We start from the raw sequence: 23,972 nt of genomic DNA, 5'->3' as shown, positions 1-23,972 counted from the left end.
GCCGCCGCGGTGGTTTTCGAACCTGCCGTCTATGACGGCAGCGCTGTTGATGTCACTGCCAGCTGAAAAGGGCGTCGCCGGCCTTCACATCGCCGTCCTCGCGGAGATCACCGAGGGAGTCGGCCGTTGCCTCGAGTGCCACGATCGGGCAGATCGGCGACTTGCCGGCCACCTCGACGGCAGCCGGGTTCCAGCGGACGACGGCCTGACCGCGCGTCACGGTGTCACCCTTGTTGACGAGGAGCTCGAAGCCCTCGCCATTGAGCTGCACTGTGTCGATGCCCAGGTGCGTGAGCACGCCATGGCCTTCTGCGTCGACGACGACAAAGGCATGAGGGTGAAGCGAGACGATCACCCCGTCCACGGGGGCGACAGCCTCCCCCGGCTCACGCACGGGGTCGATCGCCGTGCCGGGGCCTACCATCGCTCCGGAGAAGACGGGATCCGGTACCGCGGCGAGTCCGATGGTGCGTCCTGCAAGAGGGGACGTCACGATGGTCATGGGAAGCCTCCCAGGGGTGGAGATTCATATGGGCCGTCACTGCCTGTACCGGACGGCGCACTGTTGAGCAGGGTATGTCATACGAACTGCCGGTTCCGCATGAGAGGTCCCGGTTGGCGGCCCTAGAACACTGCGCAAACGATTTGCGCGCGCTCCAAACCCCCATGTAGAGTCGTACTCCTGCTTGAGGCCGAGCGACGCGACCAAGCGTCCTTGCCTGGCAGCACCCAACTTGTCAGATCCTATCTCGGGGTCTGGTTCTGCATGTCCGCAGAGCCGTGGTCAGAGAGACGGAAAAACGCTGATAGTGTTTGGACCGCCGGAAAGGGAAACGCGAAAGCGGAAACCTGGAAAGCGCCGAGGAAATCGGATCGGGAAACGGTCTGATAGAGTCGGAAACGCAAGAACAAAGGCAGGACAGCAGGACCGAAGGGAAGCGCCCGGAGGAAAGCCCGAGAGGGTGAGTACAAAGGAAGCGTCCGTTCCTTGAGAACTCAACAGCGTGCCAAAAATCAACGCCAGATATGTTGATACCCCGTCTCCGGCCGATCGGCTGGGGCGAGGTTCCTTTGAAAAAGTCCTGCCGGGCATGGTCTCGGTGGGCGCACAGCGAGGATGCTGTGAACCGTGGGGATTATTCCTCCCTTCGGTTCCGCTCTCGTGGTGTCGTCCCGATTACGGGAAAACATTCACGGAGAGTTTGATCCTGGCTCAGGACGAACGCTGGCGGCGTGCTTAACACATGCAAGTCGAACGATGAAGCCCTTCGGGGTGGATTAGTGGCGAACGGGTGAGTAACACGTGGGCAATCTGCCCTTCACTCTGGGACAAGCCCTGGAAACGGGGTCTAATACCGGATAACACCTGCCCGGGCATCTGGGTGGGTTAAAAGCTCCGGCGGTGAAGGATGAGCCCGCGGCCTATCAGCTTGTTGGTGAGGTAGTGGCTCACCAAGGCGACGACGGGTAGCCGGCCTGAGAGGGCGACCGGCCACACTGGGACTGAGACACGGCCCAGACTCCTACGGGAGGCAGCAGTGGGGAATATTGCACAATGGGCGAAAGCCTGATGCAGCGACGCCGCGTGAGGGATGACGGCCTTCGGGTTGTAAACCTCTTTCAGCAGGGAAGAAGCGAAAGTGACGGTACCTGCAGAAGAAGCGCCGGCTAACTACGTGCCAGCAGCCGCGGTAATACGTAGGGCGCAAGCGTTGTCCGGAATTATTGGGCGTAAAGAGCTCGTAGGCGGCTTGTCACGTCGGGTGTGAAAGCCCGGGGCTTAACCCCGGGTCTGCATTCGATACGGGCTAGCTAGAGTGTGGTAGGGGAGATCGGAATTCCTGGTGTAGCGGTGAAATGCGCAGATATCAGGAGGAACACCGGTGGCGAAGGCGGATCTCTGGGCCATTACTGACGCTGAGGAGCGAAAGCGTGGGGAGCGAACAGGATTAGATACCCTGGTAGTCCACGCCGTAAACGGTGGGAACTAGGTGTTGGCGACATTCCACGTCGTCGGTGCCGCAGCTAACGCATTAAGTTCCCCGCCTGGGGAGTACGGCCGCAAGGCTAAAACTCAAAGGAATTGACGGGGGCCCGCACAAGCAGCGGAGCATGTGGCTTAATTCGACGCAACGCGAAGAACCTTACCAAGGCTTGACATACACCGGAAAGCATTAGAGATAGTGCCCCCCTTGTGGTCGGTGTACAGGTGGTGCATGGCTGTCGTCAGCTCGTGTCGTGAGATGTTGGGTTAAGTCCCGCAACGAGCGCAACCCTTGTTCTGTGTTGCCAGCATGCCCTTCGGGGTGATGGGGACTCACAGGAGACTGCCGGGGTCAACTCGGAGGAAGGTGGGGACGACGTCAAGTCATCATGCCCCTTATGTCTTGGGCTGCACACGTGCTACAATGGCAGGTACAATGAGCTGCGAAGCCGTGAGGCGGAGCGAATCTCAAAAAGCCTGTCTCAGTTCGGATTGGGGTCTGCAACTCGACCCCATGAAGTCGGAGTTGCTAGTAATCGCAGATCAGCATTGCTGCGGTGAATACGTTCCCGGGCCTTGTACACACCGCCCGTCACGTCACGAAAGTCGGTAACACCCGAAGCCGGTGGCCCAACCCCTTGTGGGAGGGAGCTGTCGAAGGTGGGACTGGCGATTGGGACGAAGTCGTAACAAGGTAGCCGTACCGGAAGGTGCGGCTGGATCACCTCCTTTCTAAGGAGCACTTCTTACCGATCCCTCCGGGGTGAGGTCAGAGGCCAGTACATCGGCGAATGTCTGATGCTGGTTGCTCATGGGTGGAACGTTGATTATTCGGCGCACTTGACTGTCTTCTCCTTCCAGTACTGCTCTTCGGGGCGTGGAACGAATGAGGGAAGCGGCAAGGGTGCCGGGCACGCTGTTGGGTGTCTGAGGGTACGGCCGATTGTTGGCTGCCTTCAGTGCCGGCCCCAGTGCACTCGATCCGGAAGGTTCGGGGTGATGGGTGGTTGGTCGTTGTTTGAGAACTGCACAGTGGACGCGAGCATCTGTGGCCAAGTTTTTAAGGGCGCACGGTGGATGCCTTGGCACCAGGAACCGATGAAGGACGTGGGAGGCCACGATAGTCCCCGGGGAGTCGTCAACCAGGCTTTGATCCGGGGGTTTCCGAATGGGGAAACCCGGCAGTCGTCATGGGCTGTCACCCATACCTGAACACATAGGGTATGTGGAGGGAACGCGGGGAAGTGAAACATCTCAGTACCCGCAGGAAGAGAAAACAACCGTGATTCCGGGAGTAGTGGCGAGCGAAACTGGATGAGGCCAAACCATATGCGTGTGAGACCCGGCAGGGGTTGCGTATGTGGGGTTGTGGGATTTCTCTTTCACGGTCTGCCGGCCGTGAGACGAGTCAGAAACCGTTGATGTAGGCGAAGGACATGCGAAAGGTCCGGCGTAGAGGGTAAGACCCCCGTAGTCGAAACGTCAACGGCTCGTTTGAGAAACACCCAAGTAGCACGGGGCCCGAGAAATCCCGTGTGAATCTGGCGGGACCACCCGCTAAGCCTAAATATTCCCTGGTGACCGATAGCGGATAGTACCGTGAGGGAATGGTGAAAAGTACCGCGGGAGCGGAGTGAAATAGTACCTGAAACCGTGTGCCTACAAGCCGTGGGAGCGTCGCGCATTGAGTTTACTCAGTGCGTCGTGACTGCGTGCCTTTTGAAGAATGAGCCTGCGAGTTTGCGGTGTGTTGCGAGGTTAACCCGTGTGGGGAAGCCGTAGCGAAAGCGAGTCCGAATAGGGCGATTTAGTAGCGCGCTCAAGACCCGAAGCGGAGTGATCTAGCCATGGGCAGGTTGAAGCGGCTGTAAGAGGTCGTGGAGGACCGAACCCACCAGGGTTGAAAACCTGGGGGATGACCTGTGGTTAGGGGTGAAAGGCCAATCAAACTCCGTGATAGCTGGTTCTCCCCGAAATGCATTTAGGTGCAGCGTCGTGTGTTTCTTGCCGGAGGTAGAGCACTGGATAGGCGATGGGCCCTACCGGGTTACTGACCTTAGCCAAACTCCGAATGCCGGTAAGTGAGAGCGCGGCAGTGAGACTGTGGGGGATAAGCTCCATGGTCGAGAGGGAAACAGCCCAGAGCATCGACTAAGGCCCCTAAGCGTACGCTAAGTGGGAAAGGATGTGGAGTCGCACAGACAACCAGGAGGTTGGCTTAGAAGCAGCCACCCTTGAAAGAGTGCGTAATAGCTCACTGGTCTAGTGATTCCGCGCCGACAATGTAGCGGGGCTCAAGCGTACCGCCGAAGTCGTGTCATTGCAGCAATACGCCCAACGGCGGCTGTGATGGGTAGGGGAGCGTCGTGTGCCGGGTGAAGCCGCGCCGGAAGGCAGTGGTGGACGGTTCACGAGTGAGAATGCAGGCATGAGTAGCGATACACACGTGAGAAACGTGTGCGCCGATTGACTAAGGGTTCCTGGGTCAAGCTGATCTGCCCAGGGTAAGTCGGGACCTAAGGCGAGGCCGACAGGCGTAGTCGATGGATAACCGGTTGATATTCCGGTACCCGCTGTGAAGCGTCAAACATTGAACCAGGCGATGCTAAGTCCGTGAAGCCGCCCCGGAGCCTTCGGGCAAAGGGGAGTGGTGGAGCCGACGGACCAGACCTGCAGTAGGTGAGTGATGGGGTGACGCAGGAAGGTAGTCCATCCCGGGCGGTGGTTGTCCCGGGGTAAGGGTGTAGGCCGTGCGATAGGTAAATCCGTCGCACATCAAGGCTGAGACCTGATGCCGAGCCGATTGTGGTGAAGTGGATGATCCTATGCTGTCGAGAAAAGCCTCTAGCGAGTTTCATGGCGGCCCGTACCCTAAACCGACTCAGGTGGTCAGGTAGAGAATACCGAGGCGTTCGGGTGAACTATGGTTAAGGAACTCGGCAAAATGCCCCCGTAACTTCGGGAGAAGGGGGGCCATCACCGGTGATGAGTCTTGCACTCTGAGCTGGGGGTGGCCGCAGAGACCAGCGAGAAGCGACTGTTTACTAAAAACACAGGTCCGTGCGAAGCCGTAAGGCGATGTATACGGACTGACGCCTGCCCGGTGCTGGAACGTTAAGGGGACCGGTTAGTCACTCTTCGGGGTGGCGAAGCTGAGAACTTAAGCGCCAGTAAACGGCGGTGGTAACTATAACCATCCTAAGGTAGCGAAATTCCTTGTCGGGTAAGTTCCGACCTGCACGAATGGCGTAACGACTTCTCGACTGTCTCAACCATAGGCCCGGTGAAATTGCACTACGAGTAAAGATGCTCGTTTCGCGCAGCAGGACGGAAAGACCCCGGGACCTTTACTACAGTTTGATATTGGTGTTCGGTTCGGCTTGTGTAGGATAGGTGGGAGACTTTGAAGCGGCAGCGCCAGCTGTTGTGGAGTCGTCGTTGAAATACCACTCTGGTCGTGCTGGATGTCTAACCTGGGTCCGTGATCCGGATCAGGGACAGTGTCTGATGGGTAGTTTAACTGGGGCGGTTGCCTCCTAAAGAGTAACGGAGGCGCCCAAAGGTTCCCTCAGCCTGGTTGGTAATCAGGTGTTGAGTGTAAGTGCACAAGGGAGCTTGACTGTGAGACCGACGGGTCGAGCAGGGACGAAAGTCGGGACTAGTGATCCGGCGGTGGCTTGTGGAAGCGCCGTCGCTCAACGGATAAAAGGTACCCCGGGGATAACAGGCTGATCTTCCCCAAGAGTCCATATCGACGGGATGGTTTGGCACCTCGATGTCGGCTCGTCGCATCCTGGGGCTGGAGTCGGTCCCAAGGGTTGGGCTGTTCGCCCATTAAAGCGGTACGCGAGCTGGGTTTAGAACGTCGTGAGACAGTTCGGTCCCTATCCGCTGCGCGCGTAGGAATATTGAGAAGGGCTGTCCCTAGTACGAGAGGACCGGGACGGACGAACCTCTGGTGTGCCAGTTGTCCTGCCAAGGGCATGGCTGGTTGGCTACGTTCGGGAGGGATAACCGCTGAAAGCATCTAAGCGGGAAGCCTGCTTCGAGATGAGTATTCCCACCCCCTTTGAGGGGTTAAGGCTCCCAGTAGACGACTGGGTTGATAGGCCGGATCTGGAAGGCGGGTAACCGCTGGAGGTGACCGGTACTAATAGGCCGAGGGCTTGTCCTCAGTTGCTCGCGTCCACTGTGTTGGTTCTGAAACCACGAACAACCCCATTCCCAGGGCCACTGGGTGTGGTGCGGTAGTCACAGTTTCATAGTGTTTCGGTGGTCATAGCGTGAGGGAAACGCCCGGTTACATTCCGAACCCGGAAGCTAAGCCTCACAGCGCCGATGGTACTGCAGGGGGGACCCTGTGGGAGAGTAGGACGCCGCCGAACTATTTGTAGGGAGAACCCCTGTACCGGGAAATCGGTACGGGGGTTTTCTGCGTTCGGGGTCAGGTCTGATTTCGCGGTTGCTCCGCCACCCCTCCGCACCTCGACGCGAGCGCTGCGGGTAAGGTCAGGGGGCATCGTTGGCTCGTTCCCCACAGGAGGCCCCCGGGTGGAGGTCCAGGAGACCCGCGTCCAGACGGACCGGGTCCTCACCATCCCGAACATCCTCAGCATGGCGCGCCTAGTCGGCGTGCCCGTCTTCCTGTGGCTGATCCTCCGGCCCGAGTTCGGCGGTCCCAAGAGTGACGGCTGGGCACTGCTCGTGCTCATGCTGAGCGGCGTCAGCGACTATCTCGACGGGAAGCTCGCGCGGCGCTGGAATCAAATCAGCGGCCTCGGCCGGCTGCTCGATCCCGCGGCGGACCGGCTCTACATTCTGTCCACTCTTGTGGGGCTCACCTGGCGGGAGATTCTGCCGCTGTGGTTGACGGCTGTGCTTCTGGCGCGTGAGTTGGTTCTGCTGGTGGTCGTGGCAGTCCTCCGACGTCACGGCTATCCGCCGCTGCAGGTGAACTTCCTCGGGAAGGCGGCCACCTTCAACCTGATGTACGCCTTCCCTCTGTTGCTGCTCAGCGACGGAAGCGGATGGCTCGCGTCACTCGCCGCGATTTTCGGATGGGCGTTCGCCGGGTGGGGTACAACCCTCTATTGGTGGGCAGGAGTCCTCTACGTGGTCCAGGTCCGCCGGCTTCTCAGGGCGGACGCCATGGCCGATTGAGCTCGGCCCGATAGGGCAGCTGAAGTGCCCGGATGGCCCGCACTCGAAAACTGCGGGACAATCAGGACGGGTGAAGTCGGCTAGACCGTCGTCTCTTCAAGGAGGACGCTTCCGACATGAAGGCCGTCGTGATGGCCGGAGGCGAAGGCACACGCCTTCGTCCTATGACCTCAAGCATGCCCAAGCCGCTCCTGCCGGTGGTGAACCGCCCGATCATGGAGCACGTGCTGCGGCTGCTCAAAAGGCATGGGCTCAACGAGACCGTCGTTACTGTCCAGTTCTTGGCCTCACTGGTCAGGAACTACTTCGGTGACGGCGAGGAGCTCGGTATGGAGCTCACCTATGCCAATGAGGAGAAGCCACTCGGTACCGCCGGGAGCGTCAAGAACGCCGAGGAGGCGTTGAAGGACGACACTTTCCTGGTGATCTCCGGTGACGCCCTGACCGACTTCGATCTCACCGACCTCATCAATTTCCACAAGGAAAAGGGTGCGATGGTCACCGTCTGTCTGACGCGTGTGCCGAACCCCCTTGAATTCGGCATCACCATCGTGGACGAAGAGGGCAAGGTCGAGCGCTTCCTGGAGAAGCCCACCTGGGGCCAGGTCTTCTCCGACACCGTCAACACGGGTATCTACGTGATGGAGCCCGAAGTCTTCGACTACGTCGAGGCCGATGCCTCGGTCGACTGGTCGGGCGATGTCTTCCCTCAGCTGATGAAGGAGGGCAAGCCGGTCTTCGGCTACATCGCCGAGGGCTACTGGGAGGACGTCGGCACCCACGAGAGCTATGTGAAAGCGCAGGCCGACGTCCTCGAGGGCAAGGTCGACGTCGAGATCGACGGTTTCGAGATCTCCCCGGGCGTATGGGTCGCCGAAGGCGCCGAAGTGCACCCCGACGCCGTGCTGCGGGGCCCGCTCTACATCGGCGACTACGCCAAGGTCGAAGCGGACGCCGAAATCCGTGAGCACACCGTCGTCGGCTCCAACGTCGTCGTCAAGAGCGGGGCCTTTCTGCACCGGGCCGTGGTTCACGACAACGTGTACATCGGTCAGCACAGCAATTTGCGGGGCTGCGTGATCGGGAAGAACACCGACATCATGCGGGCCGCGAGGATCGAGGACGGCGCTGTCATCGGCGACGAATGCCTCGTCGGTGAAGAATCGATCATCCAGGGAAACGTACGCGTCTATCCGTTCAAGACCATCGAGGCCGGCGCCTTCGTCAACACCTCGGTGATCTGGGAGTCGCGCGGTCAGGCGCATCTTTTCGGCGCCCGCGGTGTCACCGGAATCCTGAACGTGGAGATCACTCCGGAGCTCGCCGTGCGCCTCGCGGGGGCGTATGCGACGACGCTCAAGAAGGGCTCCACCGTCACCACGGCCCGCGACCACTCCCGAGGCGCCCGTGCGCTGAAGCGAGCGGTCATCTCGGCGCTGCAGGCCAGCGCCATCGACGTACGCGACCTGGAGAACGTACCGCTGCCAGTGGCTCGTCAGCAGACCGCCAGGGGCAGTGCGGGCGGGATCATGATCCGTACGACGCCCGGGGTACCGGACTCCGTCGACATCATGTTCTTCGACGGGCAGGGTGCCGACCTGTCGCAAGGGGGGCAGCGCAAGCTGGACCGGGTGTTCGCGCGGCAGGAGTACCGGCGTGCGTTCCCGGGGGAGATCGGGGATCTGCACTTCCCGGCCAGCGTCTTCGACTCGTACACCGGGTCACTGCTCAGGAATGTCGACACCACCGGTATCACCGAATCCGGTCTGAAGGTGGTCGTGGACGCCTCCAACGGCAGTGCGGGGCTGGTGTTGCCCAGTCTGTTGGGCAAGCTCGGTGTGGACTCCCTGACCATCAATCCCGGTCTCGACGAATCCAGGCCCACGGAGACGGCGGACACACGGCGGGCCGGTCTGGTGCGGCTGGGCGAGATCGTCGCGTCCGCGCGGGCCGCGTTCGGGGTGCGTTTCGACCCGGTGGGTGAGCGGCTCTCGCTCGTCGACGAGAAGGGACGGATCGTCGAGGACGACCGGGCCCTGCTCGTCATGCTCGACCTGGTGGCCGCGGAGCGGCGCAGTGGGCGGGTGGCGTTGCCGGTGACCACCACGCGGATCGCCGAGCAGGTGGCGGCGTACCACGGGACGCAGGTGGAGTGGACGACGACGTCTCCGGACGATCTGACGAGGGTCGGACGCGAAGAGTCGACGATCTTCGGCGGTGACGGGCGCGGCGGATTCATCATTCCTGAGTTCAGCAGCGTCTTCGACGGCGCGGCGGCTTTCGTACGACTGATCGGGCTGGTGGCGCGGACGCAGCTCACGCTGAGCCAGATCGACGCGCGGATTCCGCGGGCGCATGTTCTCAAGCGCGACCTGGCCACTCCTTGGGCCGTCAAGGGCCTGGTGATGCGCCGGGTCGTGGAGGCGGCCGGGGACCGGTTCGTGGACACGACCGACGGCGTACGGGTCGTGGAGACGGACGGGCGCTGGGTGATGGTGCTTCCCGACCCCGCCGAGGCGGTGACGCATCTGTGGGCGGAGGGGCCCGACGACGCGTCCGCGGAGGCCCTGCTCGACGAGTGGGCTGCCGTCGTGGACAGCGCAGGTCGCTGAAACGGACAGCACACGCGCGTGCCGGACAAGTGCCCCCAAAGGGGCCTGTCCGGCACGCCGGTGGGGCCATTCGGAGGTAGCGCCCGCGACGTGCGACGATGTGCGGCATGCCGCAGCAGCCCCCCATTCGGAGCACACCTCCGCGCCCGGACGCCTCCATGTCGCTGCTCACCAACGTCATGGATCACAGCCTCGACGACGGATACGCCGAGGCCGCCGCCCGTAGGCAGACCGAGGGTGCCGGCGGCATGCCGAAAACGGTGCGGGCGAAGCTGGGACTCGCGGCCGGTCTCGTCCTCGCGGCCCTGGTGGTGACCGTGGGCGCGGCGAACGCGCGGATCGCGGCACCGGTCGTCGCCAAGGAGCGCCAGGAACTCATCGACCGCGTCGAGCGACAGACCGCGGCCGCGGACAAGCTCGAAAGCAGCGTCGACACCCTGCGCGACGATGTGAGCGCCCGGCAGAACGAGGCGTTGAAGAAACAGGGGGGCAGCGGCCAGGCCGATCTGGTGGGCGTCCTGTCGGGTGCCGTCGCCGTCCACGGGCCCGGTGTGAAGCTCGTCGTGGACGACGCCAAGGAAGCAACCGAGGGCGGCAACGGCAATCCTCGGGAGACCAGCGGGTTCTCCGACACCGGGCGCGTCCGCGACCGTGACATGCAGCGGGTCGTCAACGGGCTCTGGGAGTCCGGCGCGGAGGCCGTCTCGATCAACGGACAGCGGCTGACGGCACTGTCGGCGATCAGGGCGGCGGGTGACGCGATACTGGTCGACAACAAGCCGCTGGTGCCGCCCTACACGGTGCTGGCGGTGGGGGACGGCGAGCGGCTCAGCACCAGGTTCCAGAACGGTGCCGACGGCCTGTATCTGCACGCCCTGCAGGAGAACTACGGCATCCGGACCGCCATTTCCGTCGAGAAGGACGTCCAGTTGTCCGCCGCACCGAGTGTGATCGTACGTACAGCACAGCCGAGCACAGAGAAGGGCACATCGTGATCGCCGTACTGGGCCTCGTCGTGGGAGTCGTGGCTGGATTGTTGGTCCGGCCCGAGGTTCCGGCGGTTGTCGAGCCTTACCTTCCGATCGCCGTCGTGGCGGCGTTGGACGCCGTCTTCGGAGGGCTGCGGGCGATGCTCGACGGCATCTTCGACGACAAGGTCTTCGTGGTCTCCTTCCTGTCGAACGTGGTCGTGGCCGCACTGATCGTCTTCCTGGGCGACAAGTTGGGCGTGGGCGCCCAACTCTCCACCGGCGTCGTGGTCGTCCTCGGCATCCGCATCTTCTCCAACGCCGCGGCGATCCGCCGGCACGTCTTCAGGGCGTGAGGCAGATGAGCAACGAGGGCGAGACACCCGAGAACCGGCTGCGCAGGGAGCTTCCCGAAGAGGTCCCGGCCGCGGCTCCCGAGAGTTCGGGGCCCGAGCAGCGTGACGAGAAGGACGAGCCGTCGCTGACCGGCCGGCAGCGGCTGGTGAAGGGGGTGTGGCCGCCGCGGGTGACGCGCGCGCAACTCATCGTCGCCCTGCTTCTGTTCGGCCTCGGCTTCGGTCTGGCCGTCCAGGTGGCCTCCAACAGCGACAGCGGCAGCGCCTTGCGCGGTGCGCGTCAAGAAGATCTCGTACGCATCCTCGATGAACTCGACAACCGTACGCAGCGTCTAGAAGACGAGAAGCAGGGTCTCGAAGATCAGCGCACCGAGCTGGAGAACAGCTCCAACCAGGCCGCGGAGGCCCGCAAGCAGACCGCCGAGAAGGAGAAGCAACTCGGCATTCTGGCGGGCACGGTGGCGGCGCAGGGACCCGGCATCACGCTGACGATCAACGATACGAAGGGGACGGTCAAGGCAGACATGCTGCTTGACGCGATCCAGGAGCTGCGCGCCGCCGGTGCGGAGGCGATCCAGGTGAACGGTGTGCGGGTCGTCGCCAGCACCTATCTGGCCGACTCCGGCAAGGGCGTGAGCGTCGACGGGAACAAGATCACCCAGCCCTATCGTTTCAAGGTCATCGGTAAACCGCAGGACCTTGAGCCGGCGCTCAACATCCCCGGAGGTGTGGTGCAGACTCTCGAGAAGGAGCAGGCCACCGTCACGGTGGAGCGTGCGACGAAGATCATTGTGGATGCCTTGCGGGCTGCGAAGCAGCCTGACTACGCTCGGTCGTCCTCGCAGTGAACCGGAGGTGCATGAGCGTCGTCCGGCGAGGGCATGAGGTTGCGGGGGGTCGGCGCACCGAATGGGTGGTGCGTGGTGGAAACTGTCTGGTGGTTACGGACGTTGTGAGGATGTCCGGGTCGACCGGTGTGTTCAATCAGTGTTCGTCCTGCCCCACGGGCGGGTCTGTTTCGGTCAAGGGGAATCGCCCGTGAAGTTGTTTGCGAAGTTGTTCGGCAAGAGCGCACGAGGAGAGGGCAGCGACAACGCGACTGCCCGACACCGTGCACCACGCCATGGAGACGCGGAGGGCCAGAGCGGCGACCGCCCGCTGTTCCGGGACCAGGTCGGTGACATTCCCGGTGGTCAGGGCGCGCCGTCTGTTGACCCTGCCCAGTCCGGACGCATAGGTTTCGGGGAACCGTCAGCCTCAAGTGCGGGTGGAGGGTTCGCCTCCGATCCGTACGCGTCCCATGCCCCTGGGGGCAGCCGCGGCAGGAGGATCCGTCCATGTCGGCCCTGGTATGTACGAGGTGCGGTAACCGCAACGCGGAGAACAGCCGCTTCTGCTCCAACTGTGGTGCGCCGCTGCGACCCGGTGCGGTCCCGGAGCGTCCGTCCGAGACCACGTCCACGATCTCCATCTCGGGCCTCGAGGCCTACGATGCCGAGGTCACCGGCCAGACGCAGATGCCGACGCTCTCTCCGGAGGCGCAGGCGGCCGTCGACGCGCTGCCGCTCGGCTCGGCGCTCCTGGTGGTGCGCCGCGGTCCGAACTCGGGCAGCCGCTTCTTGCTGGACAGCGACCTGACCACGGCCGGGCGTCATCCGCAGAGCGACATCTTCCTGGACGACGTGACCGTGTCGCGTCGACATGTGGAGTTCCGTCGCGCCGCGGACGGCTCGTTCACGGTCGCCGACGTGGGCAGCCTGAACGGTACGTACGTCAACAGGGAGCGAATCGACTCGGTCCCGCTGTCGAACGGTGACGAGGTGCAGATCGGCAAGTACCGGCTGGTCTTCTACGCGAGCCAGCGAGGCATCTGACCCTCCCCGGACTGCGTCCGGGGGGACCCTCAGGAAGGTCCATGCTTCGATCACCGAGCGGCGGTGCCGGGAGCGGTACCGCCGCAGCGGACAGTGGGCTGATGAGCATCGGCTCGGTGCTGAACACGCTGCGCGACGAGTTCCCCGAAGTCACGATCTCCAAGATCCGGTTCCTGGAGTCGGAGGGGCTGATCGAGCCGCAGCGGAGTCCCTCGGGGTATCGCAAGTTCAGCCAGGCCGACGTCGAGCGTCTCGGGCACGTACTGCGGATGCAGCGGGACCACTATCTGCCGTTGAAGGTGATCCGCGAGCATCTGGACGCTCTGGAGCGCGGGGAGCCGGTGCGGCTGCCGTCCGTGGGGCGTCAGCGCGACTCCGGCGACGGGGAGGCGCCGGGTGGGCTCGGTGATCTCTTCGGAGAGGTCGAGGCACCCCCAGCGGCTCGGGTGGGCCGTGCGGAGCTGCTGGCCGCCGCCGAGATCGGTGAGCAGGAGCTTCAGGAGTGGGAGTCGTACGGACTCCTCGCCCCGCTCCCGGACGGGGCGTATGACGCTGAGGCCGTGACGGTCGCCGCGCTCGTCGTCGAGCTCGGGCGGTTCGGGATCGAGCCACGCCATTTGCGTGCGATGAAGGCCGCGGCCGAACGTGACGCGGGGCTCGTGGACCAGGTGGTGGCCCCTTTGCGGCGCCACCGCAATCCGCAGACCAGGGCGCACGCCGAGGCCCGTACGAAGGAGCTGGCGGGCCTCACGGTGAAGCTGCACGCGGCGCTGGTGCAGACCGCGCTGGGCGTCCGGCTGCCCTGACCCGAAGTGCCCCCCGAAGTGCCCGGTGGGCGTCCGGATCGGCCCCCCGTTCTGTGCCCGACTACCCAAACATCCCGGGCACGGCCTAGGGTTGCTGTGTGAACGAGCTCGATGTCGTAGGTGTCCGGGTCGAAATGCCCTCCAACCAACCGATCGTGCTCCTGCGTGAAGTGGGAGGCGACCGTTACCTCCCCATCTGGATCGGACCGGGGGAGGCGACGGCGATCGCCTTCGCCCAGCAGGGCATGGCCCCCGCGCGACCGCTGACCCACGACCTGTTCAAGGACGTGCTGGAAGCCGTCGGCCAGGAGCTCACCGAGGTGCGCATCACTGATCTGCGCGAGGGGGTCTTCTACGCGGAGCTGGTGTTCGCCAGCGGGGTCGAGGTCAGTGCCCGTCCGTCCGACGCCATAGCGCTGGCGCTGCGTACCGGAACGCCGATCTACGGCAGTGACGGTGTGCTCGACGACGCCGGCATCGCGATCCCGGACGAGCAGGAGGACGAGGTGGAGAAGTTCCGCGAGTTCCTCGACCAGATCTCGCCCGAGGACTTCGGGACCAACAGCCAGTGAGGGGACCGATCGCCCACGGGCGGGCGGTCGGACGCCCGGGCTCGGGAACCGGCCGTGGCGCCCACCCCTGGTAAGCCGGCGGATCGGGTAAACCGCTGGATCGCAGGTCTCCAGGGTGGCAAGGGCCCGTGGCCCGTGTGGCGCGCTGCGGCCCGCTCCGAGAGCATTCGGCTAGCCTTTCCCCGCGGTGGGACACGGGAAACCACTCCTAGGGTGATTATCACTCGGCGTGCCGAGTGTGGCGATCGTTGACGCACCCCCGGTGACTGCCTACCGTCGAGAGGGCAGGTCAAGGACGGAGGTCGGCGTGAGAAGCAGCGGCGACGGTACGGCTGGGGGTGCCCCCGGACGAAGTCTGGGGGAGAGCGGCCCGTACCCGCTTCACGGCAGCGCGGCCGATCACGTTCCGCAGCGGCCGACAGCGGTGTCTGGTGAGTCCGGTGAGGGTGGGGCGGCTGCCGAGGAGATCGGCTACCGCGGTCCTACGGCGTGTGCCGCCGCGGGCATCACCTACCGGCAGCTGGACTACTGGGCCAGGACAGGTCTGGTCGAACCGAGCGTGCGGCCCGCCTACGGGTCGGGGACCCAGCGGCTCTACAGCTTCCGGGATGTCGTCGTCCTGAAGATCGTGAAGCGGTTCCTCGACACGGGAGTGTCGTTGCAGAACATCCGCACCACGGTCCAGCACCTCAGGGAACGCGGCTTCCGGGACCTGGAGCGGATGACGCTGATGAGCGACGGCGCGACCGTCTATGAATGCTCCTCGCCCGACGAGGTCCACGCCCTGTTGCAGGGCGGTCAGGGCGTCTTCGGGATCGCTGTGGGCGTGGTGTGGCGGGACGTCGAGAGCGCGCTCTCGCAGTTGCACGGGGAGCGTGTGGACACGGGCGAGACGCTCGTCGGGCACAACCCGACGGACGAGCTGGCGCGCCGGCGCAATCGGGCCGTCTGAGGTCCGCAGAGGCATTGTCAGTGGCGTAGGGCAGCATCGGACATGTGAGAACCGCGCCCACGATCCTGCATCTCGACATGGATGCCTTCTTCGCCTCTGCGGAGCAGGCAGCCAAGCCGAGCCTGCGCGGGAAGGCCGTCGTCGTGGGCGGGCTCGGACCCCGTGGAGTCGTCGCGACCGCCTCGTACGAGGCACGGGTCTTCGGGGTGCACTCGGCGATGCCCATGGCCCAGGCACGGCGGCTGGCGCCGAACGCCGCGTATCTCGTGCCCCGCTTCACGCTCTACCGGGAGGTCAGCGAGCAGGTGATGGGGCTGTTGGGGGCGCTGTCGCCGCTGGTGGAGCCGTTGAGCCTGGATGAGGCGTTCGTCGATCTGGAGGCGGGGGCAGCGGCCTGGGACGAGGCTTCCGCGCGGCTGGCCGGGGCGAAGCTGCGCGCGGACATCCGGGCCGTCACGGGGCTGACGGGTTCGGTGGGGCTCGCCGCGTCCAAGATGCTCGCCAAGATCGCTTCGGAGCAGGCGAAGCCCGACGGTCTCGTGGTCATAGAACCCGGGACGGAGCGCGCGCTGCTGGGGCCGATGTCGGTGCGGACGCTGCCGGGGGTCGGGCCCGCGACCGGGGACCATCTGCGCCGGGCCGGGATCACCACGGTAGACGAGATCGCCGAGGCGGGCGAGGACGAACTCGTACGGCTGGTGGGGAAGGCACACGGGCACGCGCTGTACGCGATGGCACTGGCGCACGACGAGCGGCCCGTGGTGGCCGAGCGGGAGACGAAGTCCGTGTCGGTGGAGGACACGTACGACGTGGACATCCACGACCGGATGCGGGTCGGCCTGGAGGTGCAGCGACTCGCCGACCGGTGTGTGAGGCGGTTGCGGGATGCGGGGCTGTCCGGGCGGACCATCGTGCTGAAGGTGCGGAGGTACGACTTCTCGACGCTGACCCGGTCCGAGACGCTGCGGGGGCCGACGGACGACCCTGGCGTCGTACGGGAGGCTGCCGCGCGACTTCTGGAGGCGGTGGACACGACCGGGGGCGTGCGGCTGCTGGGGGTCGGCGTCTCGGGGCTCGCCGACTACACGCAGGAGGACCTGTTCGCCCAGGCCCAGGCCCAGGCCCAGGCTCAGGCTCTGGCGGAGGCCGAGGCCGCCGCGGGGGAGTCGGCGGTGCTGGAGCATTCGGACGAGGAGGGGGCGGAGGACGTGGCCGCCGAGCAGGCGCCACCCGCCGAGCGGCGGTGGCCTGCGGGGCATGACGTGCGGCATGTGGAGTACGGGCACGGATGGGTGCAGGGGAGTGGGCTCGGGAGGGTGACCGTACGGTTCGAGACGCCTTACTCCGAGCCGGGGCGTGTGCGGACGTTTCGTACGGATGATGTCGCGTTGGAGTTGGCTGATCCGTTGCCGTTGGTGAGGGGGGCCGTGTGCGATCGCCGTGGGGGGTGAAGTCGGCTTTGCGCCGCGGGCGGTATGTGGCTGGTCGCGCGAGTTCCCGCGCCCCTTTCGGGGCGCGTCGGCGGGGCCCGATCCGAGAAGTTACCCCTCGTCCGTGCCTGCCAGGCGGCCGAAGTCGCGGTCCGGGGGTGGGGGCGGGGGTGTCACGTCCAGGCCGTAGTGGTGGTAGAGCTGGAGTTCCTGTTCGGGGGAGAGGTGGCGGCCCACGCCGAAGTCGGGGGCGTCCTTGATCAGGGCGCGGTCGAAGGGGACACGCAGCGTGCCCTCGACGACTTCGCTGGGCTCCAGGGGGACGAAGGCGTCCCTGCTGAACAGGCCGGTCCGTATGGCGGCCCACTCCGGGACGCCGGTCGCGTCGTCGAGATAGACCTCGTCGACCGTGCCGATCTTGGCGCCGTTGCGGTCGAGCGCCTTGCGGCCGATCAGGTTGCGCGGATCGATGTCGGTCTGCACGGTCCCTCCACTCGCTAGCAACTCATCCGTAAGCACTACAAAAGAGCACAATCGTGAAGGTGGCCACTCGAAAGCTCGTGCGTTGTCCTCGCTGGTAGGCTGGCAAGCGGCTGCTGACCCCGTGCGGGAGAGTCCTCCAGACATCATCGGAGGCGCCGAAGGAGCAAATCCTCCCCGGAATCTCTCAGGCACACGTACCGCACGGACGAGGTCACTCTGGAAAGCAGGGCGGGTGTCGAAGGCCTCCGCCCTCACCGACGGTGAAAGCCGGGTCGCAGCGAGCGGGCGGGCCGGTGAAGCTCTCAGGTTGAGATGACAGAGGGGGAGGCCGTCGGGGTACCCGCGCCGTGGTGCCCCTCGAAGGTCGTGTCAGACCAGGAGGCCTCCGCAATGACCGCCCATCGCATTCCGCTCTCCGAGCTCGAACAGGGAATCCCCTTCGAGCAGCGCCACATCGGGCCCGACTCCGAGGCGCGGGCCAAGATGCTCGCGCAGGTCGGGTACGGCTCGCTCGACGAGCTGACGGCCGCCGCTGTGCCGGACGTCATCAAGAACGCCGAGGCGCTGGAGCTGCCGGGCGCGCGCACCGAGGCCGAGGTACTGGCCGAGCTGCGCTCCCTCGCGGACCGCAACCAGGTGCTCGACTCGATGATCGGCCTCGGCTACTACGGCACGTTCACGCCGCCGGTGATCCTGCGCAACGTCATGGAGAACCCGGCCTGGTACACCGCGTACACGCCGTACCAGCCGGAGATCTCCCAGGGGCGGCTCGAAGCGCTGCTGAACTTCCAGACCGTCGTCGCCGAGTTGACCGGGCTGCCCACCTCCGGCGCCTCGCTGCTCGACGAGGGCACCGCCGCCGCCGAGGCGATGGCGCTGTCCCGGCGCATGGGCAAGAACAAGAAGGGCCTCTTCCTGGTCGACGCGGACACCCTGCCGCAGACCGTCGCCGTCATCGAGACCCGCGCGGAGCCGACCGGCGTCGAGGTCGTCGTCGCCGACCTGAGCGAGGGCATCCCGGCCGAGATCGCCGGGCGTGAGATCAACGGTGTACTGATCCAGTACCCGGGCGCCTCCGGTGCCGTACGCGACCTGAAGCCCGTCATCGAGCAGGCGCACGAGCTCGGCGCGGTCGTCACGGTCGCCGCCGACCTGCTCGCCCTCACGCTGCTCGCCTCGCCCGGTGAGCTCGGCGCCGACATCGCGATCGGCACGACCCAGCGCTTCGGCGTGCCGATGGGCTTCGGCGGTCCGCACGCCGGATACATGGCGGTGCGTGAGACGTTCGCGCGCAGCCTGCCCGGCCGGCTGGTGGGCGTCTCCGTGGACGCCGACGGACACAAGGCGTACCGGCTCGCCCTGCAGACGCGGGAGCAGCACATCCGCCGTGAGAAGGCGACCAGCAACATCTGTACGGCGCAGGTGTTGCTCGCGGTGATGGCCGGCATGTACGCCGTCTACCACGGTCCCGAGGGCCTGCGGACCATCGCGCGGCGTACGCACCGGTACGCCACGATCCTCGCCGCGGGCCTGACGGCCGGCGGGGTCGAGGTCGTGCACGGCGCCTACTTCGACACGCTGACCGCGCGGGTGCCGGGCCGGGCCGCAGAGGTCGTGGCGGGCGCGCGCAACGGAGGCGTCAATCTCCACCTCGTCGATGCCGACCACGTGTCGATCGCCTGCGACGAGACCACCGCCCGCAAGCAGGTGGGCGCCGTCTGGACCGCGTTCGGCGTCGACGGTGACATCGAGGCCCTGGACGCCGTCGCCGAGGACACGCTGCCCGCGGCGCTGCTGCGCAGCGACGACTACCTCACGCACCCGGTCTTCCACCAGTACCGCTCCGAGACCGCGATGCTGCGCTACCTGCGCAAGCTGTCCGACCGTGACTACGCGCTCGACCGCGGCATGATCCCGCTGGGCTCCTGCACCATGAAGCTCAACGCGACCACCGAGATGGAGCCGGTCACCTGGCCCGAGTTCGGCCAGCTGCACCCCTTCGTGCCCGCCGAGCAGGCGCAGGGCTATCTCACCCTCATCCAGGAGCTGGAGGAGCGGCTCGCCGAGGTCACCGGGTACGACAAGGTGTCGCTCCAGCCGAACGCGGGTTCCCAGGGCGAGCTGGCCGGGCTGCTGGCCGTCCGCGGTTATCACCGGGCCAACGGCGATGACCAGCGCACGGTCTGCCTGATCCCGTCTTCGGCGCACGGCACGAACGCCGCGAGTGCCGTGATGGCCGGCATGAAGGTCGTCGTCGTGAAGACCGCCGAGGACGGCGAGATCGACGTCGATGACCTGCGCGCGAAGATCGAGCAGCACCGCGACCAGCTCGCGGTGCTGATGATCACGTACCCCTCGACGCACGGTGTGTTCGAGGAGCATGTCGCCGACATCTGCGCGCAGGTGCACGAGGCCGGCGGGCAGGTGTACGTCGACGGCGCCAACCTCAACGCGCTGGTGGGCCTCGCCAAGCCGGGCCACTTCGGCGGTGACGTCTCCCACCTGAACCTGCACAAGACGTTCTGCATCCCGCACGGCGGCGGCGGTCCGGGCGTGGGCCCGGTCGGCGTACGCGCGCACCTGGCGCCGTACCTGCCGAACCACCCGCTGCAGCCCGCGGCCGGCCCCGAGACCGGCGTGGGGCCGATCTCCGCCGCTCCCTGGGGCTCGGCGGGCATACTGCCCATCTCCTGGGCGTACGTCCGTCTCATGGGCGGCGAGGGCCTCAAGCGGGCCACGCAGGTGGCGGTGCTGTCCGCGAACTACATCGCCAAGCGCCTGGAGCCGCACTTCCCGGTGCTCTACACCGGTCCCGGCGGGCTCGTCGCGCACGAGTGCATCATCGATCTGCGTTCGCTGACCAAGGCGACCGGCGTCAGTGTCGACGACATCGCCAAGCGGCTCATCGACTACGGCTTCCACGCGCCGACGATGTCCTTCCCGGTGGCCGGCACGCTGATGATCGAGCCCACCGAGTCCGAGGACCTGATCGAGCTCGACCGGTTCTGCGACGCGATGATCGCCATTCGCGCGGAGATCGACAAGGTCGGTTCGGGCGTCTGGGCGGCCGAGGACAACCCGCTTCGCAACGCGCCGCACACCGCCGCCGCGCTCGGCGGCGAGTGGGAGCACGCGTACACCCGCGAGGAGGCCGTCTTCCCGGCCGGTGTCTCGGCCGCGGACAAGTACTGGCCGCCGGTGCGCCGCATCGACCAGGCGTACGGCGACCGGAACCTGGTCTGTTCCTGCCCGCCGCTGGACGCTTACGAAGAGTAGTCACCCTCGGATACGCGTCGGGGCCGGTTCGGAGATCACGTCTCCGGGCCGGCCCCTCTCCATGTCCGGGTGGCGGTCACCGCCACCCGGTTGTGCGGCTCAGGCGGCCGTCATCACGTGCTCGCTGCCCTGGGGGCGGTGAGGGGCGATGATCTGGCCGTCGGGCAGGAGCTCACCGGTGTCCTCGAAGAGCAGAACGCCGTTGCACAGCAGGCTCCATCCCTGCTCCGGGTGATGCGCCACGAGGCGGGCGGACTCCCGGTCGGCTGATTCGGCTGTCGGACACGGTGGCTGGTGCTGGCACATGGATGGGATCTTTCGCTGGGATGAGAGTTGAGTGGTGGCTGTGGTGTCTTTCCCGCGGCTTGAAGTGCTCATGGCCGCCCCCCGGTGGCGTGTGTGTGGAACCCAGTGTTGCCCTACGGGCGTCAATCCGCAGGGATTTCGCAGCAGCGCTCCTCACAGGTTGGAGACGCGTCACCCGCGCGGACGGTTCAGTCCAACTGCACGGTCCCTTCGGGGGGTTCGTGGTGGCCGGATGGGGCTAGTCCGGTCGGGGTGGAGGGGGCGTTCTCCCTCGTACGAGCGCTGTGGGGCCCGAACGAGCGGACGGGGTCGGGCGGCAACGTGCCCCGCGACCGGGACGACGGTAGCGGGGCACGGGGCGATGCGCTTGGTGTGCTTCTCCGGGTGCGCGATTACGCGGGCGAGCTGAGCAGTGGGGCGGGAGAGAGCCGGTGCGTGAGGACCGGGAGGAGTTCGGCGACGCGGTGCGGGCGATGCGCGGCGATACCGGGTGGCGCGGGCGCGAGCGGCACCAGGAGATCGGTGGCGGCCGGGTGCCCGGTGGCGCCGTCCGCGGCGCAGTCGCCGTGCAGCCAGAGGGTGAGCATGTAGAGCTCGGGAACGGACAACAGTCGCGCCTGGTACGGCTGGCTCATGTTCTCGGCGTGACGCAGGGCGCGTTCGGTCGAGGCGATGTAGGGGCCTTCGAAGAAGTGCGAGAAGGCCCAGCCGTCGGGAGTGAGCATGGTGTCGGCCGCGGCCACCGACCGCTCGCCGCTGCGGATCAGGAAACGCCATCCGGCGAGCCGGGTGGTGGAGGCGCCGGCCGGTGTGATGCGGTCCAGAACGTGTACGGGCAGAGGGAGTTCGGGGGTGACGGGTCCCTGGGCCATGCGCAGGGACGGGGTGCGGGCCTCGCGGACTGCGGTGGGGGAACCGAGTGCCGTGAGGACGGTGCGCAGGGCGGGCGAGGGAGCCGGGGGGACATGCAGCGGCATGGTGGGTCGCCTCTCATTCGACAGGCACAGTGGCGCGAGGGCGGGGGCGGACGGCGCTGTCAGCTCTCGGGTCGGAGGGGCGAGGGGTCTGGATCTGCCGACAGGATGTCGCCTGCCGCACGTCACCTCGACGACAGGACCTAGGACCGCGAGCGCCAACTCTCCGCCTCGTGTGCGGAGTTTATACGACACGTGTTCAGATGGTGTTTCGTCTAGCCGTCCTGAATATGAAGAACAAGGCGATATTCGGTCGACGAAACGAGACGTTCATCCCGATTCTGCGTCGGGACCCGTCGGTGACCTCGGATTGCTTTGTCGGAGCGGTCGGCCGATTCTCGTCGGCGTTTTTCACGAGATCGTGTCAGGCTGAAACCGTGCTCTGGTTCATGCCCCGTGAATGTGCCTCCGGACAACGGGTACCAGGGTAGCGGTCGACGAGGCCGTACGGGGCGTTATCGATCGTGTTGCCTGGGCATCATCCTCCGGGACGGCAGGGGCCGGAGGATCGGCCTGCCCATTCGAGGAGGGACGCTTCGATGGGAGAGAAGGTCGTGGCAGGGTCGTACGACCTGTCCGATCGCCAGCACTACCGAGGCAAGCTCCGGCAGTGTCTGACGGGGCTGGCGCGGCTGCTGGAGGAGAAGCGGTTCGATCGCCCGAAGAATCTCATGGGCCTGGAGATCGAACTGAATCTCGCCGGGCCCGACGGCATGCCCAGGATGATGAATGCACAAGTACTCGAAAGGATTGCGAGCCGGGACTTTCAAACAGAACTTGCCATGTTCAACCTGGAAGTCAACATAGCCCCACATCGATTGGACGGACGGGTATTCGACCGGCTCGCCGAGGAGCTGCAGACCTCGCTCGCATATGCCCATCGAAAGGCCGGCGAACTCGACGCGGGAATCATGATGATCGGGATTCTGCCGACGCTCGACCGTGACGACCTGGTCTCCTCGAACCTGTCGGACGTCGATCGCTACACCCTGCTCAACGATCAGATCGTGGCCGCCCGTGGCGAGGACTTCGTGCTCGACATCGACGGGGTGGAGCGCCTCGTCTGCACCTCGAAGTCCATCGCGCCCGAGGCCGCCTGCACCTCCGTGCAGTTGCACCTCCAGGTCACCCCGGCGCGCTTTGCGGACGTGTGGAACGCGGCGCAGGCCGTTGCCGCCGTGCAGGTCGCGATCGGTGCCAACTCGCCCTTCCTGTTCGGCCGTGAGCTGTGGCGCGAGTCGCGGCCGCCGCTGTTCCAGCAGTCCACCGACACCCGGCCGCCCGAGCTCCAGGCGCAGGGGGTGCGTCCACGCACCTGGTTCGGCGAGCGGTGGATCTCCTCGGCGTACGACCTCTTCGAGGAGAACCTGCGCTTCTTCCCGCCTCTGCTGCCCATCAGCGACGACGAGGACCCGCTCGCGGTCCTCGACGCCGGAGGCATTCCCAGGCTCGCCGAACTCGTGCTGCACAACGGCACGGTCTACCGCTGGAACCGGCCCGTGTACGACGTCGCCGACGGAGTCCCGCACCTGCGCGTCGAGAACCGGGTGCTGCCCGCCGGTCCCACCGTCACCGATGTCGTCGCCAACGCGGCGTTCTACTACGGGGTCGTCCGTGCGCTCGCCGAGGAGGCGCGGCCCGTGTGGACACGGCTGCCGTTCGAGTCGGCGGCGGCCAACTTCGACGCGGCCTGCCGTCATGGCATCGACGCGCGACTGGAGTGGCCGCGGCGGGGACGGTACGGGGGTACCACCGCGCAGGTCGAGGCCGTGCACCTGGTGCGTGACGAACTGCTGCCGCTCGCCGCGGCGGGGCTGGACGCGTGGGGCGTCGAGCCGGCCGACCGGGACTACTACCTGGGGGTGATCGAGGACCGGTGCCGACTGCGTGCCAACGGGGCGACCTGGCAGGCGGCCACTTTCCACCAGGCGCTGGAGAAGGGCCTCGCGAGGGATGCCGCGCTGGCCGCGACCACCCGGCGCTATGGCGAGCTGATGCACCTCGGTGAGCCCGTGCACACCTGGCCGGTGGGACTGCCGGAGCGGGTACCGCTGGGCTGATCGGGGCGGTCCGCCTGCGGCGGTGTCTCTGGGGGTGGCCTGCTCGTGGTGGGTGTTCAGGGGGCGGAGTGCGCCCCGAGTGGTTGTCCCTGGCCAGGCCACTGGTGACATGGTCGCCGGCCGGGTGGCCTGCGTGGGTGTGGCTGGGGCGGATGGCCT

Annotated in this window: 15 protein-coding genes, 3 rRNA genes, 1 pseudogene and 1 riboswitch; of the genes and pseudogenes, 15 read left to right on the top strand and 4 right to left on the bottom strand. The window is 65.8% G+C overall.

Annotated elements, in window-relative coordinates:
* Positions 1–52: 52 nt before the first annotated feature.
* Positions 53–502 (bottom strand): PTS sugar transporter subunit IIA, encoded by a 450-nt coding sequence (locus tag AAFF41_RS10435; protein WP_060902420.1) that lies wholly within the window; start codon positions 500–502, stop codon positions 53–55.
* 688 nt (positions 503–1,190) lie between these two features.
* On the opposite strand from AAFF41_RS10435, the gene AAFF41_RS10430 reads away from it, so the two are divergent.
* The 13 genes and pseudogenes from AAFF41_RS10430 (at position 1,191) to AAFF41_RS10370 (ending at position 16,735) form a co-directional block, all read left to right on the top strand.
* Positions 1,191–2,716: ribosomal RNA gene (locus AAFF41_RS10430) — 16S ribosomal RNA — on the top strand.
* A 318-nt stretch (positions 2,717–3,034) separates the two neighbouring features.
* Positions 3,035–6,158: ribosomal RNA gene (locus AAFF41_RS10425) — 23S ribosomal RNA — on the top strand.
* A 94-nt stretch (positions 6,159–6,252) separates the two neighbouring features.
* Positions 6,253–6,369, top strand: a 5S ribosomal RNA gene (gene rrf / locus AAFF41_RS10420).
* The 16S, 23S and 5S rRNA genes sit together here, the layout of an rRNA operon.
* A gap of 166 nt (positions 6,370–6,535) precedes the next feature.
* Complete coding sequence (clsA, locus tag AAFF41_RS10415; RefSeq protein ID WP_319751449.1) at positions 6,536–7,144, top strand: cardiolipin synthase ClsA; 609 nt, start codon at positions 6,536–6,538, stop codon at positions 7,142–7,144.
* Between the two features lie 116 nt (positions 7,145–7,260).
* Positions 7,261–9,756 carry a mannose-1-phosphate guanyltransferase gene (locus tag AAFF41_RS10410; protein WP_319751448.1) on the top strand — a complete coding sequence of 832 codons (2,496 nt, stop codon included), beginning with the start codon at positions 7,261–7,263 and terminating at the stop codon, positions 9,754–9,756.
* A 98-nt stretch (positions 9,757–9,854) separates the two neighbouring features.
* Entirely contained in the window at positions 9,855–10,751 is an 897-nt protein-coding gene (locus AAFF41_RS10405) for a DUF881 domain-containing protein (RefSeq protein ID WP_319751447.1), read from the top strand.
* Positions 10,748–11,080 carry a small basic family protein gene (locus AAFF41_RS10400; RefSeq protein WP_003988855.1) on the top strand — a complete coding sequence of 111 codons (333 nt, stop codon included), beginning with the start codon at positions 10,748–10,750 and terminating at the stop codon, positions 11,078–11,080. Before AAFF41_RS10405 ends, AAFF41_RS10400 begins: the two co-directional genes overlap by 4 nt.
* 5 nt (positions 11,081–11,085) lie before the next feature.
* Positions 11,086–11,928, top strand: coding sequence for a DUF881 domain-containing protein (locus AAFF41_RS10395; RefSeq protein WP_060902423.1), 843 nt, complete (start codon positions 11,086–11,088; stop codon positions 11,926–11,928).
* A gap of 61 nt (positions 11,929–11,989) precedes the next feature.
* Positions 11,990–12,954: pseudogene (locus AAFF41_RS10390) on the top strand (zinc-ribbon and FHA domain-containing protein).
* Between the two features lie 41 nt (positions 12,955–12,995).
* Positions 12,996–13,760: a transcriptional regulator FtsR gene (gene ftsR / locus AAFF41_RS10385; protein ID WP_343323881.1), complete on the top strand. Its 765-nt coding sequence runs from the start codon at positions 12,996–12,998 to the stop codon at positions 13,758–13,760.
* Positions 13,761–13,858: 98 nt separating this feature from the next.
* The gene (locus AAFF41_RS10380; protein WP_006123076.1) at positions 13,859–14,332 is read left to right on the top strand and encodes a bifunctional nuclease family protein; all 474 of its coding nucleotides are present in this window, start codon (positions 13,859–13,861) and stop codon (positions 14,330–14,332) included.
* A 307-nt stretch (positions 14,333–14,639) separates the two neighbouring features.
* Entirely contained in the window at positions 14,640–15,284 is a 645-nt protein-coding gene (locus AAFF41_RS10375; protein WP_079090415.1) for a MerR family transcriptional regulator, read from the top strand.
* Positions 15,285–15,328: 44 nt separating this feature from the next.
* Positions 15,329–16,735 carry a DNA polymerase IV gene (locus tag AAFF41_RS10370; RefSeq protein WP_343323880.1) on the top strand — a complete coding sequence of 469 codons (1,407 nt, stop codon included), beginning with the start codon at positions 15,329–15,331 and terminating at the stop codon, positions 16,733–16,735.
* 90 nt (positions 16,736–16,825) lie between these two features.
* Here AAFF41_RS10370 and AAFF41_RS10365 read toward each other — a convergent pair whose 3' ends face one another.
* Positions 16,826–17,197 (bottom strand): PRC-barrel domain-containing protein, encoded by a 372-nt coding sequence (locus AAFF41_RS10365; RefSeq protein WP_054229128.1) that lies wholly within the window; start codon positions 17,195–17,197, stop codon positions 16,826–16,828.
* A gap of 114 nt (positions 17,198–17,311) precedes the next feature.
* Positions 17,312–17,407, top strand: a riboswitch (glycine riboswitch).
* A 180-nt stretch (positions 17,408–17,587) separates the two neighbouring features.
* On the opposite strand from AAFF41_RS10365, the gene gcvP reads away from it, so the two are divergent.
* Positions 17,588–20,473, top strand: coding sequence for an aminomethyl-transferring glycine dehydrogenase (gene gcvP / locus AAFF41_RS10360; RefSeq protein WP_319751444.1), 2,886 nt, complete (start codon positions 17,588–17,590; stop codon positions 20,471–20,473).
* A 99-nt stretch (positions 20,474–20,572) separates the two neighbouring features.
* On the opposite strand, the gene AAFF41_RS10355 is transcribed toward gcvP, so the two are convergent.
* Together AAFF41_RS10355 and AAFF41_RS10350 are read right to left on the bottom strand one after the other, a co-directional pair.
* Positions 20,573–20,779 carry a DUF5999 family protein gene (locus AAFF41_RS10355; RefSeq protein ID WP_054229126.1) on the bottom strand — a complete coding sequence of 69 codons (207 nt, stop codon included), beginning with the start codon at positions 20,777–20,779 and terminating at the stop codon, positions 20,573–20,575.
* Positions 20,780–21,171: 392 nt separating this feature from the next.
* Entirely contained in the window at positions 21,172–21,756 is a 585-nt protein-coding gene (locus AAFF41_RS10350) for a hypothetical protein (protein WP_319751442.1), read from the bottom strand.
* Between the two features lie 536 nt (positions 21,757–22,292).
* Here AAFF41_RS10350 and AAFF41_RS10345 point away from each other — a divergent pair.
* Positions 22,293–23,813 carry a glutamate-cysteine ligase family protein gene (locus AAFF41_RS10345; protein ID WP_319751441.1) on the top strand — a complete coding sequence of 507 codons (1,521 nt, stop codon included), beginning with the start codon at positions 22,293–22,295 and terminating at the stop codon, positions 23,811–23,813.
* Positions 23,814–23,972 lie beyond the last annotated feature (159 nt).

Origin of the sequence: Streptomyces mirabilis, from assembly GCF_039503195.1 — a bacterium.
Classification (GTDB): domain Bacteria; phylum Actinomycetota; class Actinomycetes; order Streptomycetales; family Streptomycetaceae; genus Streptomyces; species Streptomyces mirabilis_D.
This window is presented reverse-complemented; position numbering and strand designations above follow the sequence as displayed.

What these genes read in the sequence shown, in the direction of transcription:
- AAFF41_RS10435 (WP_060902420.1), bottom strand. Translation starts at nt 502, where the DNA reads ATGACCATCGTGACGTCCCCTCTTGCAGGACGCACCATCGGACTCGCC.
- AAFF41_RS10410 (WP_319751448.1), top strand. Translation starts at nt 7,261, where the DNA reads ATGAAGGCCGTCGTGATGGCCGGAGGCGAAGGCACACGCCTTCGTCCT.
- AAFF41_RS10405 (WP_319751447.1), top strand. Translation starts at nt 9,855, where the DNA reads ATGTGCGGCATGCCGCAGCAGCCCCCCATTCGGAGCACACCTCCGCGC.
- AAFF41_RS10395 (WP_060902423.1), top strand. Translation starts at nt 11,086, where the DNA reads ATGAGCAACGAGGGCGAGACACCCGAGAACCGGCTGCGCAGGGAGCTT.
- ftsR (WP_343323881.1), top strand. Translation starts at nt 12,996, where the DNA reads ATGCTTCGATCACCGAGCGGCGGTGCCGGGAGCGGTACCGCCGCAGCG.
- gcvP (WP_319751444.1), top strand. Translation starts at nt 17,588, where the DNA reads ATGACCGCCCATCGCATTCCGCTCTCCGAGCTCGAACAGGGAATCCCC.
- AAFF41_RS10355 (WP_054229126.1), bottom strand. Translation starts at nt 20,779, where the DNA reads ATGTGCCAGCACCAGCCACCGTGTCCGACAGCCGAATCAGCCGACCGG.
- AAFF41_RS10350 (WP_319751442.1), bottom strand. Translation starts at nt 21,756, where the DNA reads ATGCCGCTGCATGTCCCCCCGGCTCCCTCGCCCGCCCTGCGCACCGTC.
- AAFF41_RS10345 (WP_319751441.1), top strand. Translation starts at nt 22,293, where the DNA reads ATGGGAGAGAAGGTCGTGGCAGGGTCGTACGACCTGTCCGATCGCCAG.